Origin of the sequence: Sphingomonas sp. (assembly GCF_019635455.1) — a bacterium.
GTDB lineage: Bacteria > Pseudomonadota > Alphaproteobacteria > Sphingomonadales > Sphingomonadaceae > Sphingomonas.
Genome location: NZ_JAHBZJ010000001.1, coordinates 194474 through 220652, shown reverse-complemented (window position 1 = coordinate 220652; position 26179 = coordinate 194474). Strand labels below are relative to the sequence as shown.

33 protein-coding genes are annotated in these 26179 nt (G+C 66.9%); 12 read left to right on the top strand and 21 right to left on the bottom strand.

Going from position 1 to position 26179, the window contains the following annotated elements:
- The first annotated feature begins 7 nt into the window (after positions 1-7).
- Positions 8-1381, top strand: a complete 1374-nt coding sequence (locus KF783_RS01140; RefSeq protein ID WP_294076053.1) for a DUF1501 domain-containing protein — start codon at positions 8-10, stop codon at positions 1379-1381.
- A gap of 111 nt (positions 1382-1492) precedes the next feature.
- Positions 1493-1897 (top strand): diacylglycerol kinase family protein, encoded by a 405-nt coding sequence (locus tag KF783_RS01135; RefSeq protein ID WP_294076052.1) that lies wholly within the window; start codon positions 1493-1495, stop codon positions 1895-1897.
- A gap of 70 nt (positions 1898-1967) precedes the next feature.
- On the opposite strand, the gene cysS is transcribed toward KF783_RS01135, so the two are convergent.
- The 3 genes from cysS to KF783_RS01120 all read right to left on the bottom strand — a co-directional run bounded on the left by cysS (position 1968) and on the right by KF783_RS01120 (position 4594).
- Positions 1968-3398, bottom strand: coding sequence for a cysteine--tRNA ligase (cysS, locus tag KF783_RS01130; protein ID WP_294076051.1), 1431 nt, complete (start codon positions 3396-3398; stop codon positions 1968-1970).
- Between the two features lie 55 nt (positions 3399-3453).
- Complete coding sequence (locus tag KF783_RS01125) at positions 3454-3681, bottom strand: hypothetical protein (RefSeq protein ID WP_294076050.1); 228 nt, start codon at positions 3679-3681, stop codon at positions 3454-3456.
- Between the two features lie 106 nt (positions 3682-3787).
- Positions 3788-4594, bottom strand: a complete 807-nt coding sequence (locus KF783_RS01120) for an RNA methyltransferase (protein WP_294076049.1) — start codon at positions 4592-4594, stop codon at positions 3788-3790.
- A gap of 142 nt (positions 4595-4736) precedes the next feature.
- Here KF783_RS01120 and KF783_RS01115 point away from each other — a divergent pair, with 142 nt between their 5' ends.
- Entirely contained in the window at positions 4737-5153 is a 417-nt protein-coding gene (locus KF783_RS01115) for a DUF6326 family protein (RefSeq protein ID WP_294076048.1), read from the top strand.
- On the opposite strand, the gene KF783_RS01110 is transcribed toward KF783_RS01115, so the two are convergent.
- From KF783_RS01110 to KF783_RS01085, 6 genes are read right to left on the bottom strand one after another with little or no spacing between them, the layout of a single operon-like run.
- Positions 5150-5422 (bottom strand): HPr family phosphocarrier protein, encoded by a 273-nt coding sequence (locus tag KF783_RS01110; RefSeq protein ID WP_294076047.1) that lies wholly within the window; start codon positions 5420-5422, stop codon positions 5150-5152. The two genes, KF783_RS01115 and KF783_RS01110, sit on opposite strands and share 4 nt — an antisense overlap.
- Positions 5419-5826, bottom strand: coding sequence for a PTS sugar transporter subunit IIA (locus KF783_RS01105; RefSeq protein WP_294076046.1), 408 nt, complete (start codon positions 5824-5826; stop codon positions 5419-5421). The genes KF783_RS01110 and KF783_RS01105 overlap by 4 nt, the downstream gene beginning before the upstream one ends.
- Positions 5827-5848: 22 nt before the next feature.
- On the bottom strand, positions 5849-6766 hold the full coding sequence (rapZ, locus tag KF783_RS01100; protein ID WP_294076045.1) for an RNase adapter RapZ: 918 nt from the start codon (positions 6764-6766) through the stop codon (positions 5849-5851).
- Positions 6763-7200 (bottom strand): HPr kinase/phosphatase C-terminal domain-containing protein, encoded by a 438-nt coding sequence (locus tag KF783_RS01095; RefSeq protein ID WP_294076044.1) that lies wholly within the window; start codon positions 7198-7200, stop codon positions 6763-6765. The genes rapZ and KF783_RS01095 overlap by 4 nt, the downstream gene beginning before the upstream one ends.
- A gap of 14 nt (positions 7201-7214) precedes the next feature.
- Complete coding sequence (locus KF783_RS01090; RefSeq protein ID WP_294076043.1) at positions 7215-8807, bottom strand: stimulus-sensing domain-containing protein; 1593 nt, start codon at positions 8805-8807, stop codon at positions 7215-7217.
- On the bottom strand, positions 8776-9486 hold the full coding sequence (locus tag KF783_RS01085; protein ID WP_294076042.1) for a response regulator transcription factor: 711 nt from the start codon (positions 9484-9486) through the stop codon (positions 8776-8778). Before KF783_RS01085 ends, KF783_RS01090 begins: the two co-directional genes overlap by 32 nt.
- A 172-nt stretch (positions 9487-9658) precedes the next feature.
- Between KF783_RS01085 and KF783_RS01080 the strand changes: the two genes are divergently transcribed.
- The 5 genes from KF783_RS01080 (at position 9659) to KF783_RS01060 (ending at position 13768) form a co-directional block, all read left to right on the top strand.
- Positions 9659-11272 (top strand): phosphoenolpyruvate carboxykinase, encoded by a 1614-nt coding sequence (locus tag KF783_RS01080; RefSeq protein WP_294076041.1) that lies wholly within the window; start codon positions 9659-9661, stop codon positions 11270-11272.
- 45 nt (positions 11273-11317) lie between these two features.
- Entirely contained in the window at positions 11318-11767 is a 450-nt protein-coding gene (locus KF783_RS01075) for a hypothetical protein (RefSeq protein WP_294076040.1), read from the top strand.
- Between the two features lie 41 nt (positions 11768-11808).
- Positions 11809-12171, top strand: coding sequence for a hypothetical protein (locus KF783_RS01070; protein ID WP_294076039.1), 363 nt, complete (start codon positions 11809-11811; stop codon positions 12169-12171).
- A 119-nt stretch (positions 12172-12290) separates the two neighbouring features.
- Positions 12291-13040: an NUDIX domain-containing protein gene (locus KF783_RS01065; RefSeq protein WP_294076038.1), complete on the top strand. Its 750-nt coding sequence runs from the start codon at positions 12291-12293 to the stop codon at positions 13038-13040.
- A complete protein-coding gene (locus KF783_RS01060) occupies positions 13037-13768 on the top strand; it encodes an extensin family protein (RefSeq protein WP_294076037.1) in 732 nt (243 codons plus the stop codon). Before KF783_RS01065 ends, KF783_RS01060 begins: the two co-directional genes overlap by 4 nt.
- Before the next feature lie 21 nt (positions 13769-13789).
- Here KF783_RS01060 and KF783_RS01055 read toward each other — a convergent pair whose 3' ends face one another.
- Positions 13790-14341, bottom strand: a complete 552-nt coding sequence (locus tag KF783_RS01055; protein WP_294076036.1) for a hypothetical protein — start codon at positions 14339-14341, stop codon at positions 13790-13792.
- A 403-nt stretch (positions 14342-14744) separates the two neighbouring features.
- Here KF783_RS01055 and KF783_RS01050 point away from each other — a divergent pair, with 403 nt between their 5' ends.
- Positions 14745-15299: a CHAP domain-containing protein gene (locus KF783_RS01050; RefSeq protein WP_294076035.1), complete on the top strand. Its 555-nt coding sequence runs from the start codon at positions 14745-14747 to the stop codon at positions 15297-15299.
- 18 nt (positions 15300-15317) lie between these two features.
- On the opposite strand, the gene msrB is transcribed toward KF783_RS01050, so the two are convergent.
- The gene (msrB, locus tag KF783_RS01045) at positions 15318-15806 is read right to left on the bottom strand and encodes a peptide-methionine (R)-S-oxide reductase MsrB (RefSeq protein ID WP_294076034.1); all 489 of its coding nucleotides are present in this window, start codon (positions 15804-15806) and stop codon (positions 15318-15320) included.
- Between the two features lie 121 nt (positions 15807-15927).
- Here msrB and KF783_RS01040 point away from each other — a divergent pair, with 121 nt between their 5' ends.
- A complete protein-coding gene (locus KF783_RS01040; RefSeq protein ID WP_294076340.1) occupies positions 15928-16191 on the top strand; it encodes a hypothetical protein in 264 nt (87 codons plus the stop codon).
- A gap of 63 nt (positions 16192-16254) precedes the next feature.
- Here the strand turns inward: KF783_RS01040 and KF783_RS01035 are convergent, their stop codons facing one another.
- From KF783_RS01035 to KF783_RS01025, 3 genes are all read right to left on the bottom strand, one after another.
- Positions 16255-17484 carry a cytochrome P450 gene (locus tag KF783_RS01035; RefSeq protein ID WP_294076033.1) on the bottom strand — a complete coding sequence of 410 codons (1230 nt, stop codon included), beginning with the start codon at positions 17482-17484 and terminating at the stop codon, positions 16255-16257.
- 101 nt (positions 17485-17585) lie between these two features.
- Entirely contained in the window at positions 17586-18818 is a 1233-nt protein-coding gene (locus KF783_RS01030) for an ABC transporter permease (RefSeq protein ID WP_294076032.1), read from the bottom strand.
- Entirely contained in the window at positions 18815-19750 is a 936-nt protein-coding gene (locus KF783_RS01025; RefSeq protein ID WP_294076031.1) for an ATP-binding cassette domain-containing protein, read from the bottom strand. Before KF783_RS01025 ends, KF783_RS01030 begins: the two co-directional genes overlap by 4 nt.
- A 41-nt stretch (positions 19751-19791) precedes the next feature.
- On the opposite strand from KF783_RS01025, the gene queG reads away from it, so the two are divergent.
- On the top strand, positions 19792-20841 hold the full coding sequence (queG, locus tag KF783_RS01020) for a tRNA epoxyqueuosine(34) reductase QueG (RefSeq protein WP_294076030.1): 1050 nt from the start codon (positions 19792-19794) through the stop codon (positions 20839-20841).
- A gap of 8 nt (positions 20842-20849) precedes the next feature.
- Here the strand turns inward: queG and KF783_RS01015 are convergent, their stop codons facing one another.
- On the bottom strand, positions 20850-21221 hold the full coding sequence (locus tag KF783_RS01015) for a hypothetical protein (protein WP_294076029.1): 372 nt from the start codon (positions 21219-21221) through the stop codon (positions 20850-20852).
- Positions 21218-21901, bottom strand: coding sequence for an EI24 domain-containing protein (locus KF783_RS01010; protein ID WP_294076028.1), 684 nt, complete (start codon positions 21899-21901; stop codon positions 21218-21220). Before KF783_RS01010 ends, KF783_RS01015 begins: the two co-directional genes overlap by 4 nt.
- 110 nt (positions 21902-22011) lie before the next feature.
- Between KF783_RS01010 and KF783_RS01005 the strand changes: the two genes are divergently transcribed.
- The gene (locus KF783_RS01005; RefSeq protein ID WP_294076027.1) at positions 22012-23010 is read left to right on the top strand and encodes an adenosine kinase; all 999 of its coding nucleotides are present in this window, start codon (positions 22012-22014) and stop codon (positions 23008-23010) included.
- 90 nt (positions 23011-23100) lie between these two features.
- Here the strand turns inward: KF783_RS01005 and KF783_RS01000 are convergent, their stop codons facing one another.
- The 5 genes from KF783_RS01000 to KF783_RS00980 all read right to left on the bottom strand — a co-directional run bounded on the left by KF783_RS01000 (position 23101) and on the right by KF783_RS00980 (position 26151).
- On the bottom strand, positions 23101-24675 hold the full coding sequence (locus KF783_RS01000) for an amino acid permease (protein ID WP_294076026.1): 1575 nt from the start codon (positions 24673-24675) through the stop codon (positions 23101-23103).
- Between the two features lie 123 nt (positions 24676-24798).
- A complete protein-coding gene (locus tag KF783_RS00995) occupies positions 24799-25221 on the bottom strand; it encodes an HIT domain-containing protein (protein ID WP_294076025.1) in 423 nt (140 codons plus the stop codon).
- Positions 25222-25305: 84 nt separating this feature from the next.
- Positions 25306-25626, bottom strand: a complete 321-nt coding sequence (locus KF783_RS00990; protein WP_294076024.1) for a phosphoribosyl-ATP diphosphatase — start codon at positions 25624-25626, stop codon at positions 25306-25308.
- Positions 25627-25657: 31 nt separating this feature from the next.
- Complete coding sequence (locus KF783_RS00985) at positions 25658-25858, bottom strand: hypothetical protein (RefSeq protein WP_294076023.1); 201 nt, start codon at positions 25856-25858, stop codon at positions 25658-25660.
- 44 nt (positions 25859-25902) lie between these two features.
- Positions 25903-26151, bottom strand: a complete 249-nt coding sequence (locus tag KF783_RS00980) for a PEP-CTERM sorting domain-containing protein (RefSeq protein ID WP_294076022.1) — start codon at positions 26149-26151, stop codon at positions 25903-25905.
- Between the last annotated feature and the right edge of the window lie 28 nt (positions 26152-26179).

Genomic DNA, 26179 nt, shown 5'->3' with positions numbered 1-26179 from the left:
CGGGAGCATGCACGACAATCAATCGCGCCGCGCATTTCTGAAGCGGTCCGCCGCGCTCGGCATCGCCGGGGGCGCCGCGCCCTTCGTCACCCAGCTGGCGGCGATCGGTGAGGCGTCGGCGGCGGTGGCGAGCGACTATAAGGCGCTGGTCTGCGTCTTTCTCTATGGTGGGAACGACTACGCCAACACGCTGCCGCCCTATGATCAGGCCAGCTGGGATCTATACAACGCCCAGCGATCGACGCTGGCGCACAGCCGCGCCTCGCTCGCCGCGACGCTGCTCAATCCGGCGGCGGCGTTGCCTGGCGGACGCCAATATGCGCTCGCGCCGACGATGTCGGGCCTGATCCCGCTGTTCGATGCGGGAAAGCTGGCCGTGGTGCTCAACGTCGGCACGCTGGTGCGCCCGACGACGAAGGCCGAATATACCGCCAAGTCGGTGGCGCTGCCGCCCAAGCTGTTCAGCCACAATGACCAGCAGAGTTACTGGCAGGCGTCGAGCGCGGAGGGCGCGTCGTCCGGCTGGGGCGGGCGGATCGGCGATCTGTTGCAGAGCGGCAACGGGACGAGCGCGCTCACCTGCATCAGCGCGTCGGGCAATGCGGTCTATCTCTCCGGCCGCAGCTCGATCCAATATGTCACCGGCACCAGCGGCCCCACCGCGCTCATCAACGGTGCGTCCAGCCTGTTCGGATCGGCCACCGCCGCAAGCGCGTTGCGGTCGATCATGGGCGGCGCGCGTACCCATCTGATCGAAAACGAACATGCCACGATCAGCAAGCGCGCGCTGGACCTGTACGCCCAGGTGAACGGCGCGCTGGGCGGCGCGCCGGCGGCGAATTTCACGCTGTTCCCGACCGGCAACAGCCTTGCCGACCAGCTGAAGATCGTCGCGCGGCTGATTTCGGTGTCGCAGGAACTGGGGGCGAAGCGCCAGGTGTTCTTCGTCTCGCTCGGCGGGTTCGACATGCACGATTTCCTGCTGCGCGACCATCCGGGCAAGGTGGGGCAGGTGGCGGACGCGATGCGCGCCTTTTACGACACCACCGCCGCGCTGGGCGTGGCGGACAAGGTGACGACGTTCACGGCGTCGGATTTCGGGCGGACGCTGACCCAGAATGACGACGGATCGGACCATGGCTGGGGGTCGATGCACCTGGTGATGGGCGGTGCGGTCAACGGGCGGCGCTTCTATGGCACCGCGCCCGCGATCGGCACCAACACCGCCGACGATGTCGGCCAGGGGCGGCTGCTGCCGTCGACGTCGGTCGATCAGTATGCGGCGACGCTGGCGAGCTGGTTCGGCGTGTCGAGCGGGAACATGGCGACGGTGTTGCCGAATATCGGGAATTACTCGACGACGACTCTGGGGTTTGTTTGAGGGAACGGGGTGGGGAACCTGCCTGACGGCAACCGACCCCATTGCGGACATCTGGCACCGTCCTCGCCGATGCCAATTGCGGTCGTTCGATGTAGGTGCGACACCATATCAATGTCAGATCACGATAACCCATCAGCCGGGAAGCCGCGCTTCAGTGCGCAAGAGCGCTTAAGGAGTTTTGTCTACGCAGGCCGTGGTCTGCGTTGGCTTGCGCAGGATGAGCACAACGCGTGGCTGCATTTAGCAGCGCCGGCTGCCGTCATCGTCGCCGGGATCACGCTTAAGGTTTCGCTGGAGGACTGGCGCTGGATCGTGATCGCTGTTGCCCTTGTCTGGGTAGCCGAAGCTATTAACACCGCCATCGAGGAGCTTTGCGACCGCATCAGCCCTGAGTTCGATCCGTCCATTGGGCGTGTGAAAGACATAGCCGCAGGTGGGGTGCTCGCTGCATCAATAGCCTCCGCTGTCATCGGCCTGCTAACGCTTGGTCCGCCATTCTTGAAATGGATCGAGTAGACTGGTCAAAACTGATGCACGCGGGTTAATAGCGGACGGGCAGCTTCCCACCCCATTCAGCTGTCCGCCCTTACAATTCCACCCGCCAGTCCCACCCGAGCGGGTCGCCGTCCATCACCTCGACCCCGGCGCCGAGCAGTTCGTCGCGGATCGCGTCGGAGCGGGCGAAGTCCTTTTCCGCGCGGGCTTGCTTGCGCTGCGCCAGCCGTGCTTCGATCTCGGCTTCGGTGACGCGGGCGTCGGCGGGGCGGACGCGCAGGTCCGCGCGCTCCAGGCTGAGCAGGTCCAGGCCGAGCACTTCATCGAATTGCGCCAGCGTCATCAGCCGCGCGCCCTGATCGAGCCGCTTGTCGGCGAGCAGCTCCTCCAGTACCGGTAGCGCCCGGGGGGTATTGAGATCGTCCGACACGGCGGCGTCCAGCCGGTCGAGATAGGAACCCGCATCGCCGCCGCCCTTGCCCTCGGCGGCGCGGAACCTTTCGGCGGAAAGGACGAGGCGGCGTAGCCGGACGAGCGCGGCAAGCAGGTTCTCGCCGCTGAACTCCAGCTCGCTCCGGTAATGCGCGCTGAGGCACATCAGGCGATAGGCGAGGGGGTGGACGCCCTTTGCCACCAGCGCGTCGAGCGTGGCGATCCCGCCCTTCGACTTCGACATCTTGCCGCCGCGATCAACCAGGAAGTTGTTGTGCATCCACACCTTTGCGCCTGAATCGCCGCAGCGGCAATGCGCCTGGTTCTGCGCGATTTCGTTGACGTGGTGGATCTCGCGATGGTCGATCCCGCCGGTGTGGATGTCGAACGGCAGGCCGAGCAGCTCCGCGCTCATCACCGAACATTCGAGGTGCCAGCCGGGTGCGCCGCGCCCCCAGGGCGAGTCCCACTCCATCTGCCGCGTCTCGCCCGGCGGGGTGGCGCGCCAGATCGCGAAATCCTGCGGATGGCGCTTGCCCGCCACGCTCTCGATCCGGCCTTCGCCGGCGTCGTCCTGGCCGCCGGACAGCTTGCCATAGTCCGGGACGGTGGTGCTGTCGAAATAGAGGCCGCTGTCGAGCCGGTAGCAATTCGTGTCCGCGAACCCCTTCGCGAACTCGATCATCTTGCCGACATAATCGGTCGCCAGCGGCATGTGATCGGGGGTGCGGATATTGAGATCGCGCAGGTTGCGGCGGAAGACGTCGGCATAATGACGCGAGATGTCCCACGCGCTCATGCCGCGCCGCTTCGCCGCCGCCTCCATCTTGTCCTCGCCGGCATCGGCGTCGGAGGTCAGGTGGCCGACATCGGTGATGTTGAGGACATGGGTGAGGGAAAAGCCCTTCCACCGCAGCACGCGGCTCAGCGTGTCGGTGAAGACATAGGCGCGCAGATTGCCGAGATGCGGGTCGCTGTAGACGGTCGGTCCGCACGAATAGACGCGCACGCCCCTGGCCGGGTCGATCGGGGCGAATGGTTCGAGCGCGCGGGTGAGCGAATTGTAGAGCGTGAGGGGAGCTGCGGTCATGCCGCGCGCCATAGCGTGGCGGCGGCGGTCGTCAAACCGCCGCCGCCTCCCCGCGTCAGGCCGCGAGCGGTCGCGGAGGGGCGCTGCGGTGGAAAAGCCCCGCGCCGAACGTGCCGCCATTGTTGATCGGCAGCGCGGTGGCGCAAAAGGCGCATTCGGCGGTCATCCGCCCGATCGTCCAGTGGGATTGGCCGCATCCGGGGCAGATATTCTGCTCACCCGGACGAAAAGCGATGCGATATCCGCTGCTTGCGGCGGTGAAGGGGGTCGTGTCATAGAACATCGGCTCGTCTCCAGACTTGCCCATTTCGACGCACGGACTCAGCTTTTGTTCCGAGGTTGTATCGAATGGAACCTGAACCTGTCGCGTTCCTGCAACAGGACGGGCGTCAGTTCGACGGACGAATTCGGTCGAGGACGGTATAGGCCATGACCGCCGTGGCGACGGCGGCGTTCAGGCTGTCGGCCTTGCCCAGCATCGGGATCCTGACCCGCAGATCGCAGGCCTGCGCATAGGCAGCGGGCAGGCCCTGGGCCTCGTTCCCGGTCAGCAGAAAGACGGGCGGCGCGAAATCGGGCGCGCGATAATCGACCGCGCCGTCGAGCGCGAGGCCGACCAATTGCCCCGGTCCGGCGCGCAGCCAGTCGTGGAACGCGTCCCACGGTGCGCGGGCGATGGGAATGGTGAACAGCGCGCCCATGCTCGCGCGAACCGCCTCGACGCTGAACGGATCGACGCAATCGTCGATCAGGATCAGGCCGCCGGCGCCCACCGCATCGGCGGTGCGCAGGATCGTGCCGAGATTGCCGGGATCGCGCAGCCGCTCTGCGACCAGCCAGATTGGCGCGCGGGTCCGGTCGATCCGGTCGAGATCGGTGGGCAGTTCGCGATAGACGCCGACCACCGCGCCCGGATTATCCTTGCCCGACAATTTGGAGAGGATGTCGCTGTCGGTGGCGATCGCCTCGCCGCCGCGCGCCTCGGTCTGCTCGATCAGCGCCGCGGCGAGGTTATGGGTTTCATGCCCCTTTGCGAAGAACAGATAGTCGGGCAGGATTCCCGCCTCGCGCGCTTCGGTCAGGATGCGCAGCCCCTCGGCCAGGAACAGCCCTTCGTCGCGGCGATGCTTCTTGTCGCGGAGCGACCGGACCCGCTTGACCAGCGGATTGGAAAAGGCGGTGATTTCGCGCGGCATGCCGGCTCCTTGCGCAAGCGGCGGACGAACGCAAGCCGCCGGACGGGGGTGTGTTATTCGCACTAGACACCTTCGCGCGGTGGTGTAGGCTGACCGGGCAACAGGCGCCGGGGGCGCGACTCTTCGGGGATGGGGGCGATCGATGGACATGCCGATACCGCTGCGTGTGCGCCTCGCCGCGCTTTGGGCGACGTTGATGTCGCTCTACATCTACAATGACTATTTCATGCTCTATCGGCCCGGGGTGCTGGGGGCGATGGCGCAGGGGAAGATGGGGCCATTGGGGCCGGCCACGCCGACTGTCCTGATTGCGGTTTCGGCGATGCTGGCGATACCGGCGCTGATGATCGCGCTGTCGGTGCTGCTGCCATCGGTCGCGAGCCGCTGGCTGAGCGCGGCGATCGCAATTTTCTATACGGGGATCGAGGGGCTGACCCTGGTCGGCGCGGACCCCGCCTATCAAATCGTCGTCGCGCTTGAGATCGTCACGACGCTTGCCATCCTCGCGATCGCGGTGCGCTGGCCGGTTCCCCGATTCCCGGGCGGGTCCGAACCCTAATCCTCGCCGAACCGATCCTCGACCAGCGATGCGAGGGTCGCCACCGCCACCTCGGCCCCGTCGCCTTGGGCGCTGATCGTGATGCGGTCGCCCATCGCCGCGCCAAGCATCATCAGCCCCATGATCGAGGTTCCGGTGACCGAATTGCCGTCCTTCTCGACCAGCAGCTCACAGGGCTGGGTAGAGGCGAGGGTGACGAACTTCGCACTCGCGCGTGCGTGCAGCCCGCGGCGGTTGCCGATCAGGACGGTCCGGGTCACGCGGCTCAAGCGGCGGCCTCCCCAAGCACTTCGGACGCGACGGTGATATATTTGCGGCCGGCCTCGCGCGCGGCGGCCACCGCCTCGGTCACCTTCATCGTCTTGCGCGCGCCGCCCAGGCGGATCAGCATCGGCAGGTTGATGCCGGCGATCACCTCGACCCGGCCCGCCTCCATCAACGAAATGGCAAGATTAGACGGGGTGCCGCCGAACAGATCGGTCAGCACGATGACCCCGCGACCCGCATCGACCGCGGCGATGGCCGTCGCGATATCGGCGCGGCGCCCCTCCATATCGTCGTCGGGGCCGATCGAGATGGTGGCGATCCGCTCCTGCGCGCCGACCACATGCTCCATCGCGACGACGAACTCCTCGGCGAGCCGCCCGTGCGTCACGAGTACCAGACCGATCATTACAAAACTTGTCCCATGCGGTTCATCTTGCAGCCGGTGTGCCTTCTAGCGAGTCCTGCGGGGCGGTCTGCAAATCACGATGCGTCACCGTGGGCGAAAATCCCCCGTCACGCAACCGTGCCGCGACCCGTTCGGCGCAATGGACCGACCGGTGTCTCCCGCCGGTACAGCCGAACGCGATGGTTACATAGGCCTTTCCCTCCGCGCGATAGCGGGGAAGGAGGGTGAGCAGCAGATCCTCGATCCGGGTCAATGCCTCCGCATAGGCGACGTCGCCGGCGATATAGGCGGACACGTCGGCGTCCTGGCCGGTGCCGGGGCGCAGCGATTCGACCCAGTGCGGATTGCGCAGGAACCGCATGTCGAACATCAGGTCCGCGCCGGGCGGCACGCCGCGCGCGAACCCGAACGACATCACCGACAGCACCGGCTCGCCCTCCCGCTCCCCGCCAAAGGTCTCGCGTACCTTCTGGGCGAGTTCGTTGGCGCTCAGCCGGGTGGTGTCGATCAGGCGGTTCGACCATCGGCGCAGCGGCGCCAGCAGTTCGCGTTCGCGGATGATGCCTTCGCCCGCCGGTCGGTCCTGGGCCAGGGGATGGCGCCGCCGGGTTTCCGAATAGCGGCGCTCCAGCTCGACGCCGGCGCAATCGAGGAACAGCGTGCCGATATCATGCCCCTGCTTGTCCGCCATCTTGCGGATTCGCTGGACGATACGTTCGGCGTCGAACCCCCGCGTCCGCGCGCCAAAGCCCAGCGCGAGCGGGCGGTCATCGACCGAATCGCCCTCCGCCGGCGCGGTATCGAGCAACCGGTCGAGCAGGCGCAGCGGCAGATTGTCCGCCGTCTCCCAGCCCAGATCCTCCAGCGTGCGCAGAACCGTGGATTTGCCGGCCCCCGACATACCGGTGACCAGCAGGATCTGTTTTGCCGCGCCGCTCATGCCGGGACCCGGCCAAGATGACGAAGCGCCAGTTCGACCTTCACCGGGGCGGAGGGTTCGAGCGCGGCGAGCGCGACTTCGGGAATATCGATCCCGGCGATGCGGCGCGTTTGCGGCCCCTCCGGCATGCGCGGGGGCGCGTCGAGGATGGTGACCAGCAAGGCGATCGGCGCACGCGCCTCGTGCGGCATCTCGATCAGGCCGATGCCGCGCACTTCGATCTTGCCCGCGATCGTGGCGGGCGGCGCGCCGAACAGCGCGCCGTCGGTCCGCGTGCAGATGGTATAGTCGTCCGAGACGAGCCGCGCCCCGCGATCGATCAGGCGGAGCGACAGGTCCGACTTGCCCTCGCCCGATCGCCCCTCGATCAGCACGGCGCGGCCGTCGATCGCGACGCAGGAGGCGTGGAGCGTTTCGGAAGAGATGATCGCCATATGGCTCCCGCGCTTCAATTCGGCTGAACCAGCGGCAGGCGGACCACGAAGCGCGCGCCGCGCATCCGATCCTCCCGCGATTCGACGCCGATCCGTCCCTGATGGCCTTCGATGATGGTGCGCGCGATGGCAAGGCCCAGTCCCGAATGCCGGCCGAACTGTTCGGTGTCCGGACGCACCGAATGGAACCGGCGGAACACCGCCTCGCGCGCTTCCTCCGGCACGCCGGGGCCTTCGTCCTCGACCCGCGCCTCGATCATCGCGCCGTCGGTGATGAGCGAGAGAGCGACCACGCCCCCATCGGGCGAGAAAGAAATCGCATTGTCGAGCAGATTCTCGAACACCCGTTCCAATCGCGCGCCCTCGCCCATGACCATCGGCACCGGCCCCATCGGCCGGTCGAACCGCAGCACCACGCCGCGCTCCACCCCGCGATGCGAGCGTTGCGCGATCAGCCCGTCGAGCATCGCGGCGAGATCCACCGGCTCGAATTTCGCGCGTGAGAGCTGGGCGTCGAGTCGCGAGGCTTCCGAAATGTCGCTGATGAGCCGGTCGAGCCGGTGGACATCGTCCTGCACGATCGCCAGCAGCCGCTTTTGCAGTTCCGGATCGCGGACACTGCCCAGGCCATCCACAGCGGACCGCAGCGAGGCGAGCGGGTTCTTGAGCTCGTGCGCCAGATCGGCGGCAAATGCCTCCGTCGCATCGATTCGCGCGCGCAGGGCCTGGCTCATGTCCGACAGCGAACGGGCGAGGTGGCCGATCTCGTCCCGGCGTTCGGGCAGGCGCGGCACCACCACCTCGCGCGCACGGCCCAGCCGGACGCGCACCGCCGCGCGCGCGAGCCGGCGCAGCGGGCGGACGATGGTGCGCGCCAGAAACAGGGACAGCAGCACCGACAGGATGACGGCGACCGCCAGCACGATGCCAAAGCGCAGCCGCTCCACCCGCACCGTCTGGGTGATGTCGCGGGCGTTGATCGCGGTGAAGACGGCGCGATCGGGGCCGAACGGGGCGGCGGCGGTGATCACCGGGGTGCGATCGGGCGCGCGCCATACGCTCGCCGCCGCCGCACCGGTCTCGAACGCCGTGCGCAGGTCGGGCCATTCCAGCCCCCGGTCCGCCGCGCGCTCGCGAAACTGCTGGACCCGGTCCGCACCCGCGACGGTATCGATCACCGCGTCGAGGAAACGGGCCGCGGCCTGGCCCCACGGATCCTTGTCCGGATCGCGCAGCACCATGTTGCGCAGCCCCATCGCGCGGGTGTCCAGCACCGCCTTGCCGCCCCGGTCGTAGATGCGGATGCGGGTGCCGCTGGTTCGGGCGAGCCGCAGGATCAGGGCGTCGCGGTCCGCCGGCGGGGTGCTCGCGGTCGCCTGTGCGATCAGCACCGCCTCGCGACTCGCCTGTGCGATGCGCCCATCGACGATCCGCGAGCGATAGCTGTCGAGGTAGAAGAACCCGCCGGCGAGCATCGCCAGCGCGAAGATGTTCACCGCCAGAATGCGGGGCGTCAGGCTGACGCGCGCCGACCAGCGCAGCGCCAGGTCCCGCGCCTCGCCGCCTGCGGCGAAGCTATTCGTCGGAGAATCGGTATCCCGCGCCATAGAGTGTCTCGATGGCGTCGAAATCGGGATCGACATGCCGGAACTTGCGGCGGACGCGCTTGATGTGGCTGTCGATCGTGCGATCATCGACATAGATGTCGTCCTGATACGCCGCGTCCATCAGCTGGTTGCGCGTCTTGACGATGCCGGGACGCTGCGCGAGCGTTTCGAGGATCAGGAATTCGGTGACGGTAAGCGTGACGTTGTCGCCGTTCCATGTCACCTTGTGGCGTGCCGGGTCCATCACCAGCCGGCCGCGTTCCAGCACCGGCTGCGCTTCCTGTCCCGCCTCCGCCTCCGGGCTGGCCGAGGCAACTTCGGCCCGGCGCAGGATGGCGCGGATGCGCGCGATCAGCAGCCGCTGGCTGAACGGCTTCGCGATATAATCGTCGGCGCCCATCGCCAGGCCCAGCGCCTCGTCCAGCTCGTCGTCCTTGCTGGTCAGAAAGATCACCGGGGTCGTCAGCTTTTCGCGCAGCCGGCGCAGCAGCTCGAGCCCGTCGAGCTTCGGCATCTTGATGTCCAGCACCGCCAGGTCGGGCGGATTTTCGGTCAGCGCCTTCAGCGCCGCCTCGCCGTCGGAATAGACGCGGGTCACGAAGCCCTCCGCCTGGAGCGCGATCGAGACCGAGGTCAGGATGTTGCGATCGTCATCGACGAGCGCGATCGTCGCGCTCATGCGAATCCTGTCACGGTTCGGGACATCATCCAGGCGGTCTATCCGATCGAATCGCTCGGCTCAATCGCCTGACACCGGTTTCTGCCATTGACCGCGATCCGGGCGACTGCCTATGCGCACGGGAGTGCATACGTATGTCGCGCGCCCGTCGCGCGGGATGAGGAGAGACAAGTTGACCGAGCGCACGCCGAACATCGGCCTGGATGCCCTGGGTGTCGGGCCTGAAACCACGGTCCACTGGAACGAGCTGACCGCGCAGCTGGTCGAGCAGGCGATCCGGCGGGGTGAGGGGCGGCTGGCCAAGGACGGGCCGCTGGTGGTCGAGACCGGCAAGCACACCGGGCGCAGCGCGAAGGACAAGTTCATCGTCCGTGATGCGGAGACCGAGAACAGCGTGTGGTGGGGCGACACCAATCGCGGCATGACGCCCGATCATTTCGCCGCGCTGAAGGCCGATTTCCTGTCGGCGCTGGCGGCCAGGGACACGCTGTTCGTCGCCGATCTCTATGGCGGCTCGCAGCCCGAACATCGGGTACGGGTGCGGGTGGTCAACGAATATGCCTGGCACAATCTGTTCATCCGCACGCTGCTGTGCCGGCCCGATGGCGACGAACTGGCGGGATTCGATCCCGAATATACGATCATCGACCTGCCCAGCTTTCGCGCCGATCCCGCGCGCCATGGCTGTCGCAGCGAGACGGTGATCGCGGTCAATCTGACCGAGAAGCTGATCCTGATCGGCGGCACCGCCTATGCCGGCGAGATGAAGAAGAGCGTCTTCGGCCTGCTCAACTATCTGCTGCCGGTGAAGGGCATCATGCCGATGCACTGTTCGGCGAACATCGGTCCGGAGGGCGACACGGCGGTGTTCTTTGGCCTGAGCGGCACCGGCAAGACGACGCTGAGCGCGGACGCCAGCCGCACGCTGATCGGCGATGACGAACATGGTTGGTCGGACACGGCGGTCTTCAATTTCGAGGGCGGCTGCTATGCCAAGATGATCAATCTGTCGGCCGAGGCGGAACCCGAAATCTATGCGACGACGAAGCGGTTCGGCACGGTGCTCGAAAATGTCGTGATGGACCCGGAAACGCGTGAACTCGATCTCGACGACAATTCGCTCGCCGAGAACAGCCGCGGGTCCTACCCGCTCGATTTCATCCCGAATGCCAGCGCGGACAATCTGGGGCCGGTGCCGCGGAACATCATCTTCCTCACCGCCGACGCCTATGGCGTGCTGCCCCCGATCGCGAAGCTGACGCCGGAACAGGCGATGTACCACTTCCTGTCGGGCTACACCGCACGGGTCGCCGGGACCGAGATCGGCGTGACCGAGCCGACCGCGACCTTCTCCACCTGTTTCGGTGCGCCGTTCATGCCGCGCCATCCGTCGGTCTATGGCAATCTGCTGAAGGAGCGGATCGCGAAGGGCGGGGTGGATTGCTGGCTGGTCAACACCGGCTGGAGTGGCGGCAAGGCGACGATGCCGGGGATCAAGCGGATGCCGATCAAGGTTACCCGTGCGCTGCTCAACGCCGCGCTGGACGGCAGCCTGAAAGGGGCGCAGTTCCGCAAGGATCCGAACTTCGGATTCATGGTGCCGGTCGCGGTGGGCGATATCGATCCCAACATGCTCGATCCGCGCGCCGCCTGGGCGGACAAGGACGCGTATGACGTGACGGCGGCGCGACTGGTCGATGAATTCGTCGCCAATTTCGCGCAGTTCGAGAGCGAGGTGGATGAGGGCGTGCGCCAGGCCGCGCCCAAAGTCGCCATGCCCGCCTGACCCGCCCGGCCATCGCACCGGGCCAACCGTAAGGACGCCCGATCGATGACCGATTATCCGGTTCGCCTGTTTGCCGAGGCTGCCACGATCGTCCATCTGGGCGAGGGGCTGCTCAGCTGTTCGCTCGATCGTGCCGAATGGACGCACGAGGCGCATCTGGCCGCCTGCTTCTACCTGGTCACGCGCCGGCCCGACATCGATCTTGATGCGCGGATCGCCGGACTCATCGCGCGGTTCAACGAAAGCGTCGGCGGGGTGAATGACGATCGCGGCGGCTATCATGACACGATCACCCGCGCCTGGCTTGCCGGCGTGCGGGCATTCGCCGCGCGGCACGCGACCGGCGATCTGCTGACCGACGTCAACGCGTTGTTGACGGGAGAGATTGGCGACCGGGCGTGGCCGCTGCGATTCTACAGCCGCGACCGGCTGTTTTCGGTGGCCGCGCGCCGCAGTTTCGCCGCGCCGGACCTCGCTCCGCTTCCCGTGACGTGATAGGAAGCGAGGTCAGTTTTCTCGTGCGGGAGTGCAAGGCAATGAGCATGTTCGACGACCTTTTGGGCCAGGTGTCTGGCAATGCGACGATTTCCAACCTCGCGGCAAAGGTCGGTCTGTCGCCCGAGCATGTCGAATCGGCGGTCCAGGCGCTTGCCCAGCACCATCCGATGCAGGGGGACACGGCCGAGGGCGCGGCCGCCGCCACCGGCCTGCCGATCGACAAGCTGCAAGAGATTATCGGCCATATCGGGGGTGAAGGGTCGCTTGGCCGCTTCGCCGCGATGATGCAGGATCAGGGCGGCTTGATGGGCCAGGTGTCGGGCATGCTCGATCGCGACGGCGACGGCAATCCGCTCAACGATCTGGCCGGCATGGCGGGGAACCTGTTCGGCAAGAAATAGGGATGGGGTCTCGCGCCCGCGTCGTTCGTCCCCGATACCGGGGCGGATGCGGCCATGTCGGGCGACGTCCGCGCCGCCCCGGCTTTGCATCGCGCGGGTGCTGCCCCTAAATCCGGCCCATGCCCGATATCGCCGCCGTTCCGATTCCCGCCGCCACCTTGGTGGTGATGCGCGAACGCGTCGGCGCGGCGCCCGATCTGCTGATGGTCGAACGGTCGGCGGCGATGCGCTTTGCCGGGGGGGCGATGGTGTTTCCCGGCGGCCGGATCGATCCGGGCGACCATGCGCTGGCGGCGATGCTGGACGGCCCGCGCGACGAGGCGGCGGCACGGATCGCGGCGATCCGCGAGACGATCGAGGAGGCGGGGCTGGCGATCGGCCTGCGCGAGCCGATCGATATCGCCGCCGCCCGGCGCGCGCTCTATGCCGGCACCCCGCCCGGCGACGTGCTGACGCCCGACATGCTCGACCTGGATGCGCTGGTGTCGTTCGCGCGATGGCTGCCGCCGCTTGATGCGCGCCACCGCGTGTTCGACACCCGTTTTTACCTGGCGCGATGCCCCGCCGATGCGCCGCCGCCCACGGTCGATGGGAATGAGAACAGCCGGCTGATCTGGACCAGCGCGGCCCGGGCGCTTGCCGACGCGGATGCCGGACGAACGCGGATCATCTTTCCCACTCGCCGCAATCTTGAGCGCCTGGCGCAATTCGGCAGTTTCGCCGACGCGGCGGCGGACGCGCGGGCGCATCCGGTCGAAACGATCACGCCACGCCAGGAACTGCGCGACGGTGAGCCGCATCTGTGCATTCCGCAGGGGCGCGGATATCCGGTGACGTCCGAGCCGATCGGATCGGCAGAGCGCGCGTGAAGGCGGTTCGAAACGGCGTCGGCGCGGTGATCGTCGCTGCGCTGCTGCTGACGCTCGCGCTACTGGCCTATGCGGCGCTTCGCGACCGGCCCCAGGACCTGCCCTGGACGAAACTCGACCTGTCGCAGCCGGTCGGGCTGTTTACCGGTCGCAAGCTGGCGGGACTGACCGGCGATTTCCCGCAATGCCGAGCGCTGCTCGACCGGGCGGGGGTGCATTATACGGTGCTGCCATCGCGCGATGACGGACCGGATTGCGGCTATGCCGATGCGGTGCGCTTCACGGCGGGTGGATCGCGGCGCATTCGCTACGCGCCCGGCGATCTGGGCGTCGCCTGTCCGGTCGCGGCGGCGCTGACCATGTGGGAATGGGATGTCGTCCAGCCGGCGGCGCAGCGCATCTTTGGACAGGATGTGGCCGAAATCGAACAGTTCGGCAGCTACAATTGCCGGCGCATGTACAATCGCGAGGGCGGCGACTGGAGCGCGCATGCCACCGCCGACGCGGTCGATATCGCCGCGTTCCGCCTGCGCGACGGGACGCGGATCACTCTGGTCGGCGACTGGAAGGGAGAGGGGGCAAAGGCGCGCTTCCTGCGGGAGGTGCGCGATGGCGCATGCGGTGTCTTCGCAACCGTCCTGTCACCCGATTACAACGCGGCGCACCGCGATCATCTGCATCTTGACCAGGCCGAGCGCGGCGCGATGGGGTGGCGGGCCTGCCGCTAGCGACAGGCCCGACGGAAAGGTTCAGTTGGGAAGCGCGTTCGCATCCACCTTTTCCACCCATTGCGGGTAAAAGGCGGGCTGACGGTTCGACCAGCCCGACGCGGTCGCCGCAGCTTCGCTGATCGACTGGAGCAGCTTGCGCCGCAAATCGGGATGCAGATGCGGCAGTGCCGCCGCCGAACAAAATGCGGCCGGCAGCCAGGGCCGCACTTCCGCACCGATCAGGCGTTCATAGAGGAAGCGATAGGCGGAAAAGCTCGTCAGGCGGCCCTGGCCCAGATCAAAGGCAGAGACGGTCACGAGCGGCGCCATGAACGGCTCCATCGCGTCGAGGCCACTGTCGTCGGGAACGAGCGCGCGGATTTCGGGCAGCCGGTCGTACATATGCGCCTGGGCGCGAATGCTCGCCGCCTCGACCACATCGCGCGACCATAATTCCATCGCGTCGCGACGGTCGAGGCCGACGTCCAGCGCGCGGCGGATATAACGCTGCGTCGCTGCGGCAAATCCCGCGAATTCCTTCATCTCAGCGAGGGTCATCGCGCCCTCGGCCGGCTTACTCCTTGCGCTCATTCTCCTGCACTCCCCACCCCGGTAAATGCGTTACTCGACATGGCGGATCATGCCGCAAGATGGTTAACAGCTTGCTTAACCCCGCGTCGTCCGCCGTTCAGCATCCGATCATAGAAGCTGCTGCGTTGCAACAAAGGTTGCGGTGAACCGAAATGTTGCATTTGAAACGAGTTGCCGGCGCGGCTTTTGCGCAACAAATGGAAACGGAGGGGTAACGACCCCCGGCGCGTCGGGGGCGCTCGGTTGACCGGCATGATCGAACGCTTCGCCGCACCGCAGAAAATGGTTTCGCCGGTCGTCGTCGCGGTGAAACGCTTCGTCGGATTACGTCCGTTGCAGGGGTAGGAGCGCGGAAACCTTTCTGCCAATCCCCCTGCAACGAGATTCGGGGTCAGGGGACCACATGAAAATTCAGACGCTCGGAGCGCGATTCGCGCTGATGGCCGCGCTTTGCCTGGCGACGATCGCTCCCGCACAGGCGCAGTTCTGGCAGTGCGTTCCCTATGCCCGGATGGTGTCCGGCATCGAAATCTATGGCAATGCGCTGACCTGGTGGTCGCAGGCCGAGGGCAAGTATGAGCGGGGCCGCGAGCCGGTCGCCGGTTCGGTGATGTCCTTTGCCCCGACCGCGCGCATGAAGCTCGGCCATGTCGCGATGGTGTCAAAGGTAATCAGCGACCGCGAGGTATTGTTGACCCACGCCAACTGGTCGCGCCGGGGCGGCGTCGAAAAGAATGTGATCGCGATCGACGTGTCGGACAAGGGCGACTGGAGCCGCGTGAAAGTTTGGTTCGCCGGGAATAACGGCCTTGGCAGTTCGGTCTATCCGGTGAACGGCTTCATCTATGCCGACGGCGCGCCGGAACCGGGCGTGCAGGGCGATGGCCCGCTCGCCCCGCTGACCATCGCGCAGGTCGATCTGTCGAAATTCGGGGTCGAGGTTTCGCTTCAGAAATAACCCGGCGCCTCCTGCGCCTCATGCAGGGCGGAACGTCATCGCCACGCCGTTCATGCAATAGCGTTTGCCGGTCGGCGGCGGACCGTCGTTGAACACATGGCCAAGATGGCCGCCGCAGCGGCGACAGAGCACCTCGGTGCGCGTCATCCCCAGTGACCGGTCGGTCCGCGTCAGCACCGCGTTTCTGAGCGGCGCGTAGAAGCTGGGCCAACCGGTGCCGCTGTCAAACTTCGTCTTCGAACTGTAGAGCGGCAGCTGACATCCCGCGCACGCAAAAGTGCCGGCACGGTGTTCCTTGTTCAGCGGGCTGGTGAACGGGCGCTCGGTCGCCTCGTCGCGCAGCACGCGATATTGGGCGGGGGTCAGCAGCTTGCGCCATTCGGCATCGCTGTGCGTCACTTCGAATCGCTGTGCGGCCTCGCTCTGCTGCGAGGAGCAGCCAAAGGTCACCGCGATCGCACCGGTGCCGGCGAGCGCGAACAGATGGCGGCGGGTCAGACGGGTCATCACATCCTCCAGTTTCGCCGAAGATACGTGCGAAGGCGCCATTTGGATGCAGCCGATCGCCACGTCGGGAACATTTGCGCCTCCGCAGCGCTTTCAACCCGACTCAGCCCGGAATGAAACCATGGCTTTTCAGCAGCTTGATCCTCCACTTCCTGTCCACGTCCTCGACAAGGGACCGGGCTACGCCTTTGCCGTCATCGATTACGGACAGGAGCATAACCTGATCTGGGTGACCGCGCTCGACGACAGCGGCGAGATCTGGTGCGCGCCCAATCCCGTGGTCCGGGTTCAGGCGAACTGGACAATGGGCCGCAAACGCCCGCCGGCGGTGGAGGCGGCGCGCGCCAAATCGTGCGGGACGATGCCTGCCGATGCCACACAATGAGGGGGCGATGGGCAGGGGCGATGACCCGGGATCGGTCGTTCCCGCGCGAACGCGCAGGCGCCTTTAGTAGCGGCTGAGCTCCACCGGCATCTGCTTATACCCATGGACGAAACAGGCGGCGACGCGTTCGGGTTCGGCGACGACATTGGGGCGCAGCCGACGCTTGGCCATTTCCTCCATCAGCACGCCGATCTGCAACTCGGCCAGGCGCGCGCCGACACAGCGATGGATGCCATGGCCGAACGCCAGGTGGCGGCGCGCATTGGCGCGATCGACGATGATGTCGTCGGGCCGCTCGAACACGCTTTCGTCGCGATTGGCGGACAGATACCACAGGACCAGCTTGTCGCCCTCGCTGATCCGCTGGCCCATCAATTCGGTGTCCTGCGTCGCGGTCCGCCGCATATGCGCGAGCGGGGTCTGCCAGCGGATAATTTCCTGTGTCGCATTGGCGATCAGTGACGGGTCCGCCTCCAGCTTCGCGCGCTCGTCGGGAAACTGTTCGAGCGCCCAGGCATAGGCGGACATCGAATTGCGCGTCGTATCGTTGCCGCCGACGATCAGCAGGATCAAATTCCCCAGGAACTCCATCTGGTCCATTTCCGCCATCGCATCGGAATGGATCATCATCGAAATCAGATCGGGCGTAGGGTCCTTGCCCAGCTTGCTCTGCCACAGCGCGCCGAATTCGCTCGCGCACTGGAACAGGATCTCGCGGCGCTGTTCCTTCCTCACCGGATCCTTCGCGATCTCGATATCGCCGGCCCAGTCCGACCAATAGGTCAGCTTGCGCCGCTCCTCCCACGGAAAATCGAACAGGATCGCCAGCATCTGGGTGGTCAGCTCGATCGATACCGTATCGACCCAATCGAACGTCTCTCCGACCGGCAGCGAATCGAGCAACTCGCTGGTGCGCCGCTGGATATCGGTGCGCATGCGCTGCATTTCGCTGGGGGTGAAGGCGGGCGCGACGGTGCGCCGCTGGCCGGTATGTTTGGGCCGGTCCATCGCGATGAACATCGGCATCTTGATGTCGCCCTCCATCAGGTCGGCGACGGTGATTCCCCCGGCCTGGCTGGAATAGAGATCGGGCAGCGATTCCACCTCGACGATCGGCTTGTAGGTCGAAATCGACCAATAGGGGCCGAACTCGGACTGTTCGCAATGATAGACCGGAGCCTCGGCGCGCAGCCGGCGGAACGGCGCGTGCCAGGTGTCGTCGCGATAGAGTTCGGGCTGGGTCACGTCGAGCGGATCGACACCGGTCGCGGTATCGGGGGCGAGGGTGGCCATGACGAAACTCTCCTGAATAGTTACCGTCCAGCGTGCCTTAACTTACAGGAATGTCAATAGTCGGCGGGTCCGATCCCGACGACCTGCGAGCGTGCGGGCGATCAGCTGGTCGCCGCCGCCTTTTTTCGCCGCACCTTCGGACTTCCCGATTGGAGGACGCCGCGGCGGAACAGCCGGGCGGCGATGGTCACGGTGATCACCACCCACAAAGCCTGCCAGGCAAGCGCCAGCGCGTGACGCCACAGCTCCGCCGAATTGGCGGCACGCGCCGCCATGGCGAAGGGCGAGCTGAACGGAAACAGTTCCGCCGCAGTGGCGACCCAGCTGTCGGGGTTCGCCGCGGCCGCTGCGGCAAAGCCGAACATCGCCACCTGAAAGATCGTGATCGGTAGCGACATCATCTGGAGCTCGCGTTGCGTCGATGCCTGGGCGCCGACGCCCAGGAACACCGCACCCAGCAGCATATAGGCCATCACGAAATAGGCGAAGAACAGCGTCGCGAACATCGGCAGCCCCACGGCCGGACCGATATCGGCCAGGTTCGCGGCGATCTTCGTCGGCAGGAACGCGCCGGCGTTGATCACCACCGTTCCCCAGAACAGCAGGAACAGCATGGCGACGCCGAACATTCCGATCAGCTTGCCGAAGAACACGCTTTCCAGCGGCACCGCGGCGGCCAGGATCTCGATCACCTTGTTCGACCGCTCTTCCGCCATCGTGCCGACCACCTGTCCGGCGAGCATCAGCGAAACCATGAACAGCGCGAAGACGGTGAAGAATCCGGCCTGCCCCTGGCCGCTGGCGGTGGTGCCGGTGCGCGCCATGCGGATCTTGGTCGGTTCGCTCAGCGACGTCGCGCCCCCGGCCTTTTCCACGCGCAGCGTCTGCTGCGCCAGTTCGGCCATATAGTCGGCGGTACGCGATCCCTGCGCGCCATAGAGGATCTGTGGCTTTTCGAGCGGGCCGTACAGCACCGCCGACGCTTCGATGTCCTTGCGGTCGAAAATCATGCGCGCCTGTGCCGCCGCGTCCGCGCCCGGCGTCTCGACGATCAGACGGGGCGGCCGTTCGCGATCGCGATAGATGCGGCGCAGCTGTGCATCGATCGCCTGCATCTCGTCCGCGCGCGCGCCGCCGCCGATCAGCACGATCCGTGCCTTGTCGTCGCCGCTCTTCGCCATCGATGCTGCGCCCAGCCCGCCAACGGTGCCAAAGGTGAGCATCATCAGCGGCGCGAGCAGGAACAGGAGAAAGGTGGGGGTGAACACCGTCGCCACGAAATCGCGGCGGGCGATGGTGAAGGTCTGGCGTGCGAGCCGGGCCAGGTTGCTCATGCCGCGATCTCCCCGCCGGCCGCCGCTTCCAGCGCCTTGCGCCCGACGATGTTGACGAACACGTCGTGCAGGCTCGGCCGCTCGATCGAAAGGCCCGAAATTCCGTATCCCGCGTCGATCAGCTTCACCAGCAACGCTTCGATCCCCTCGTCCGGCAGAGTGAACCGCCATCCCCCATCCTGCTCCACCGCATCGGCGGGAAGCAGTGCGCGCAGCCCCGCATTGGGGTGATGCGGTACGTAATGCGCGGTGTAGGGCAGCGTGGCGCGCGCGTCGCCCACCGTCCCCTCGAACCGCACCTTGCCGCCGGCGATGATCGCCAGCCGGTCGCACAACCGCTCCGCATGCGCCATGACATGGGTCGAAAACAGGATCGTGGCGCCGCGATCACGCTCTGCCACGATCAGCGATTCGAGCCGTTCCTGATTGACCGGATCGAGGCCGGAAAAGGGCTCGTCCAGCACCAGCAGGTCGGGCCGGTGAACCACCGATCCCAATAGCTGGACGAGCTGAGCCATGCCCTTGGAGAGCTGGCGGATCTTCTGGTCGGTCGCGTGGCCAAGGCCCGTCGCCTCCATCAGTTCGACCGCGCGCTTGCGCCCGGTCTTCCAGTCCAGGCCGCGCAGCGCGCCCATGAACGCGATCGCCTGGGTCGCCTTCATGCCGGGGTAGAGGCCGCGTTCCTCGGGAAGGTAGCCGACCCGGTCGCTCACGTCGCGCGGGCGGTCGTCGCCCAGCAGCGTGCGCTCGCCATCATCGGGTTCGATGATCCCGAGCAGCATGCGCAGCGTCGTCGTCTTGCCGGCGCCGTTGGGTCCAAGCACGCCATAGATCATCCCGCTCGGCACCGCGATGTCGATGCCATCGACGACGCGCCGGTCGCCGAACCGCTTGACCAGGCCGGAGGCGGTAACCGCCAGTTCAGTACGCAACAGCTATCCCCTCGCTTGCCGGACCGTGGTAGCGGGCGGTGATGCAGCAGCGCAAGTCACTGGAAGCTGAAATCGCGCAAAAGGCGGCGGAGCTTGGCTTTGCCGCCTGCGGCTTCGCGCGCGCCGATTCCGCGCCGCTGGCCGGACAACGGCTGCGCGAGTGGCTGGAACAGGGACGGCACGGCGACATGATCTGGATGGCGGACCGCGTGCATCATCGCGAGAGTCCGGCCGGACTATGGCCCCAGGTGCGCAGCGTGATCGCGCTCGGCATGAGCTATGCTCCCGCCGGCGACCCGCTCGCCCTGGCCCGGGACGGCACGCGCGGGCGGATATCGGTCTATGCCCAGGGCGGCGACTATCACGATGTCATGAAAAAGGCGCTGAAGGCGCTGGGTCGCTGGCTGGCGGACGCGGCCGGATGCGACCTCAAGGTTTTTGTCGATACCGCCCCGGTGATGGAAAAGCCGCTGGCCGAGGCGGCGGGGCTGGGGTGGCAGGGAAAACACACCAATCTGGTCAGCCGCGATCATGGCAGCTGGCTGTTCCTCGGCGCGATCTACACGACGCTCGACCTGGTGCCGGACCGGGCGGGGGCCGACCGCTGCGGGTCGTGCGACGCGTGTCAGCGGGCCTGCCCCACCGACGCCTTTCCCTCGCCCTACACGCTCGATGCGCGGCGATGCATCTCGTACCTGACGATCGAGCATCGCGGGCCGATCCCGGATGAATTTCGCGCGGCGATCGGCAACCGCATCTATGGCTGCGACGATTGTCTGGCAGTGTGTCCGTGGAACAAGTTCGCGCAGGCGGCGGCGGCCAATCGTGCCTTTGCGCCGCGTGCCGAGCTGGCCGCACCGACGCTCGCCGATTTGCTGGCGCTGGACGATCCTGGCTTTCGAGAGGTGTTTTCAGGCTCGCCGATCAAGCGCATCGGGCGCGACCGGATGGTGCGAAATTGCCTGATCGCGGCGGGGAACAGCGGGGATGCGGCGCTGCTGCCGGCGGTCGTGGCGCTGCTGCACGATCCGGATGAGGTGGTGCGGGACGCGGCGCGATGGGCGCGCGATCGGCTCGACGCGGTGGGTTAGCTCCGCGCTCAGCGCCCGGACCGCGCGGCGCGGATCGCCGCGGCACAGCTTGCCTGGTCGATCGGTGCGCCGTTGCGCTGGCGGGTTTCGGCAAAGGTGACGACCGGATCGCCCCGACCGGATTTGGGCGGGTAGAGATAGGCGTCCAGCACGCAGATCGCGCTGCCGAACTGTAGCTTGCGTGCGCTCCCCTCGCTCACGTCCAGGATCGGCTTGCCGAATTGCGCCATCAGGCTGGCCGCGCTCGCACCGATCACGGTGGTCAGCGCGCTCATGCCCTGTGGCACCGGAATCGGCGCCGCGCGCGCCGGCGGCGGCGTATTGCCCGTGGTACAGCCCGCCAGCAGGATCAGCGCCGCCGCGCCCGCGAAACCCTTCATGTCCGGCCCCTCCGGTGAAACAGATGCGTCGCCATCGCCGCGCCGACGACCGGCGCGATCAGGTTGGCGATCGGTACAAAGAAAAACGCCGTCCCCGCCGCCCCGGTTGCGAACCGCGTGATCCGCGTGGTGTTGCGCCACTGGCGCAGGTCGCGCGCCGGCATGTGGCGCGCGGCGACCATGTCGCCCAGATCGCGGCCCAGCAGCCAGGCATTGACTGCGAAGAAGGCGGCGGCGGTGCCGATTCCGGTCACCAGCAGCAGCAGATAGACCGGCGCGAAGACGATATTGGCCAGGATCGCCCGGCCGGCGGATTTGACGCCCATCGCCGCCGATCGCGCAAAGGACAGGTTGCGCGCGGTGGCGTAGCGCTCGGGATAATGTTTCGCCTCGACCGCGTGAACGACCTCGTCCGCGAACACGCCGATCACCGCGATGGCGACGACGCGGAACAGCAACCACGCACCCAGTGCGAGCAGCAGGATCGCGGTGGCGGCGGCCAGGCTGGCCATGCTCTCGCTCGCGGCGAACCAGCGCGCGACCAGCGCATGGGTGCCGAACCACAGCGCGGCGCCCAGCGCGGCGAAGATCGCCAGCGTCACCAGCATCGATTTCAGGAACACCGCCACGATCCGGCGGTCGCCGAGCTGGCCGATCGAAAGGAACAGCGCCTGAAGCATCGCGGCACGGGATGCGGGCGGCAGGCGCGCAAGTCAACGCCGGGCCAAGCCGGTTGCGCGCCGTCGCCCGCTCCATTAGGCGCGCGTGACAGCTATTTCCGGAGATATTCGTGACCGCACCCACCCATGACGTCGTCGCCATCGGCAACGCCATCGTCGATATTCTGGCCCAGGCCGAAGACAGTTTCATCGAAGAGATCGGCGTCGCCAAGGGGTCGATGCAGCTGATCTTTTCGCCCGAAGATGCTGATGCGCTCTATGCCAAAATGGGGCCGGGCCGCGAGGTTTCGGGCGGATCGGCCGCCAATACCGTCGCCGGCATGGCCGCGCTGGGCAGCCGCACCGCCTTTATCGGCCAGGTCGCCGACGACCAGCTGGGTCAGGTGTTCGGCCACGACCTGCGCGCCGCGGGCGTCGATTTCGGGACGCAGGTGCGGGAAGGCCAGCCGACCACCGCGCGCTGCCTGATCTTCGTCACCCCCGATGGCCAGCGGACGATGAACACCTTTCTGGGCGCGTCGCAGTTCCTGCCGGAGGCGGCGCTGGACCGCGATCTGATCGCCGGCGGCGCGATCCTCTATCTCGAAGGCTATCTGTGGGATCCGGAGGAACCGCGTCAGGCGATGCGCGCCGCGATCGACATCGCCCGCGCCGCCGGGCGCAAGGTCGCCTTCACCCTGTCCGACGTGTTTTGCATCAGCCGCCATGGCGACGATTTCCGCGCACTGATCGCCGAGGGGCTGATCGACATCCTGTTCGCGAACGAGAACGAACTGCTCGCGCTCGCCCAGACCGAGGATTTCGAGGATGCGGTGGCGAAGATCGACCCGCAGGTGCCGGTGCTGGTCGTCACGCGCAGTGAAAAGGGCGCGATCGCGCTGGCGCATGGCGCGCGCGTCGCGGTCGCTGCCGAGCCGATCGACAAGGTGGTGGATACTACCGGTGCGGGCGACCTGTTCGCGGCCGGCTTCCTGCACGGCCAGGCGCAGGGGTGGAGCGTCGAACGCTCGCTGAAGCTGGGCGCGGTGTGCGCGGCGGAAATCATTTCGCACTATGGCGCGCGCCCGGTCGCCGACCTGAAGGCGCTGGCGGCGGAAAAGGCGGGCTGAACGCGGCGTTCCCGGTCGCCAACTCCACGGGAGCGTCAACAAAAAAGGCCGGGGTCGCCCCCGGCCTTTTTCATGCGTGGGTAGTGAGGATCATTTGGGTTCGATCGGAATCATCGTCTCGTCGCCCTCGACATCATCGACGACGGTGACGATTCCGCGGCCCAGATGGCTGCGGCCCCGGCTGTAGCCGAAATAGATCACCAGTCCGATCGCGCCCCAGATCGGCAGCACCAGCATCGCGTCCATCGGCAGGTTGAGGAACAGGAAGATGGTTCCCGCGATCGTCAGCGGACCGATCAGCCACAGCGCCGGCGTCTTGAAGCTGCGCGGCTGGTCGGCGGCGGTGCGGCGCAGGATCATGACCGCGATCGCCACCATCATGAACGCATAGAGCGTGCCGGCATTGGCGATGTCGGCGAGCTTGCCGACCGGCAGGAACGCCGCGGCAAAGGCGACGACGACACCGGTGATCAGCGTGATGACGTGCGGCGTCTTCCACTTGGGATGCACCTTGCTCCACGATTCGGGGAGCAGGCCGTCACGGCTCATCACGAAGGCGACGCGGGTCTGGCCGAACAGCAGGATGAGGATGACCGACGGCAGCGCGACGAACGCGGCGATGCCGAGCATGTTGCCGACGCCCGACCAGCCGATCTGGCGCAGCACATGGGCCAGCGCCTCGTTGGAGCAGACCAGCGGCAGCTGATCGGCCGCATAGGTCGCGCACTGGCGCGCCAGTTCTTCCGAGCCGGCGGGGAAGGGGACGCCGTTCGGCCCCATGATCGGCTGACCCCCAACGGTGCCGATCGCGCCGGCGGCGACGAGGATGTAGAAGACGGTGCAGAACAGCAGCGACCCGATCAGGCCGATCGGCACGTTGCGTTGCGGGTTCTTCGTCTCCTCCGCCGCCGTCGAAACCGCGTCGAAGCCGACATAGGCGAAGAAGATCGTCGCCGCGGCGCCGACCGCGCCCAGGCCCGATCCGAATCCGCCGAACACGCCGGCCGGCAGGAACGGATTGAACTTGTCGGTGGTGAAATATTCGCTGGGAAGCGTCAGTACGATGAACGCCGTCAGCGCCGTCACCTTGATCGCGACCAGCACCGCGTTGACGCGGGCGCTTTCGGTCGTGCCGATCATCAGTAGCCAGGTGATGACCAGCGCGATCACGACGGCGGGCAGGTTGATGAAACCGCCCTCGATCCCGCCGAGCGCCAGCGGCGCGCCGGCGAGCCAATTGGGCAAATGTATCCCGAGGAACTGGTTGAGCACCGTCCCCGAGAAATAGCCGGACCACCCGACCGACACTGCGCTTGCCGCCACCGCATATTCGAGGACGAGCGCCCAGCCCACGGTCCAGGCGAGCAATTCGCCCATCGTCGCATAAGTATAGGTGTAGGCGGACCCCGCGACCGGGACCATCGCCGCGATCTCCGCATAGCAGAGCGCCGCGACGATACAGATGACGCCGGCAATGGCGAAGGCCAGCATCAGGCCGGGACCGGCCTTTTGCGCGCCGGCGGCGGTGAGAACGAAAATACCGGTGCCGATCACGCAGCCGATGCCGAACAGGGTGAGCTGGAACCAGCCCAGTGTCCGATGCAGCGATTTCTTTTCGGCTGTGGCCAGAATGGCGTCGAGTGGCTTTACGCGCCCGAATATCATGTGGCGGGTCCCCCTTGGCGGCGTCCCGGTTGCCGGGATCGCCGCGGATGCGAAAGGGCGGAGCCTAGTGGCAAATCGAAGCGGCGCAATCCCAAACCGTTGCCGTCCGCCATCGCACGACGATCAGCCGATCGAATCGCCGCGCGCGATCATGGCCGCGACGGTCGCCGGATCGACCAGCAACGGCCCCAGCTTGCGCCCCGCGAAGATGTGGACGTGCAGATGGCCGATCGTCTGGTGCGAATCCGGCCCGGCATTGGCGAGCAGGCGGTATCCCGGCTCGACCAGCCCCGCCGCGCGCGCCACCTTGCCCACCGCGCGAACGAATCCGGCGATCTCCGCCTCGCTCGCCCGGGCGGAAAAATCGTCCCACGATACATAGCGTCCCTTGGGAATCACCAGAATATGGGTCGGCGCGGCCGGCGCGATGTCGGGGAAGGCGAGGGCGAACGCATCTTCATAGACCGGCTTTGCGGGAATTTCGCCGCGCAGGACCTTTGCGAAGATGTTCTGATCGTCATAGGGCTGGGTGGCATCGACCGCCATCGGCTCGTCTCCTCGTCCCCGGCCCGGTGCCGGGGTGCCGCTTTGCAGCGCGATACCGGCCGGAACAAGACCGGCATGTCGATTTCAGGCGGGCCGGGCCGCCTTTTCCGCGATCCCCGACACCCCTTCGCGCCGCGCGAGCTCGGCGCGCACGTCATCCAGCGTCAGACCCATGTCGGCGAGCAGGACGAGCAGGTGAAAGATCAGGTCGGCGGCCTCGCCGGTCACTTCCCGGGGATCGTCCCGGACCGCCGCGATCGCCGTTTCCACGGCTTCCTCGCCCAGCTTCTGGGCGATTTTCGCGCGCCCTCTGGCGGTCAGCTTCGCGACATAGGAGGTTTCGGGATCGCCGCCCCGGCGCTCCCGGATCACCCGTTCCAGCGTGTCGAGAATGTCGGCGGCCATGCCTTTCCCCTCGGGCAGGCGATTGCCGCTGTCAATCCTGCGGCTGGCAATCCTTCCGGCCGGCACGCGCGCGCCGGCGCATCGCGCGCTGGGCAAGCCAGATGCCACCGGCCGCCATCACGGCGAGTGCCAGGTCGGACAGTTCGGGCATCGATCGCCGCGACACGTCGCCCGAATGCGCGGCGATCGCGGGCGCGGCGGTCAGCAGCAACAGGGGCAGGGCGCGAAACATGCGCCCCACCCTATGACCGACCCCCTGCCAAAAGGTGAAGGCGATCAATCCGGCTTGCGGCGACGGCGGCGACGCGCGACGGCGGCTCCGGCAACGCCCAGCGCGAACAGGCCGATCGCGGCCGGCTCGGGAATCGCGGTCGGGCTGCTGGTCGATCCGGACGATCCGCTGCTGCCGCTCGCGGTGCCGGACGGCGTCGATGAGCTGGGCGGTGCGGTATAGGCGAACGCTGCCCCGGCGGGCAGGGCGATCGCGGCGGCGGCGAGCGCAAGGCGAAGCGCGTGCTTGGTCATGGCTGTCTCCTGTTTCGTGACATCCATT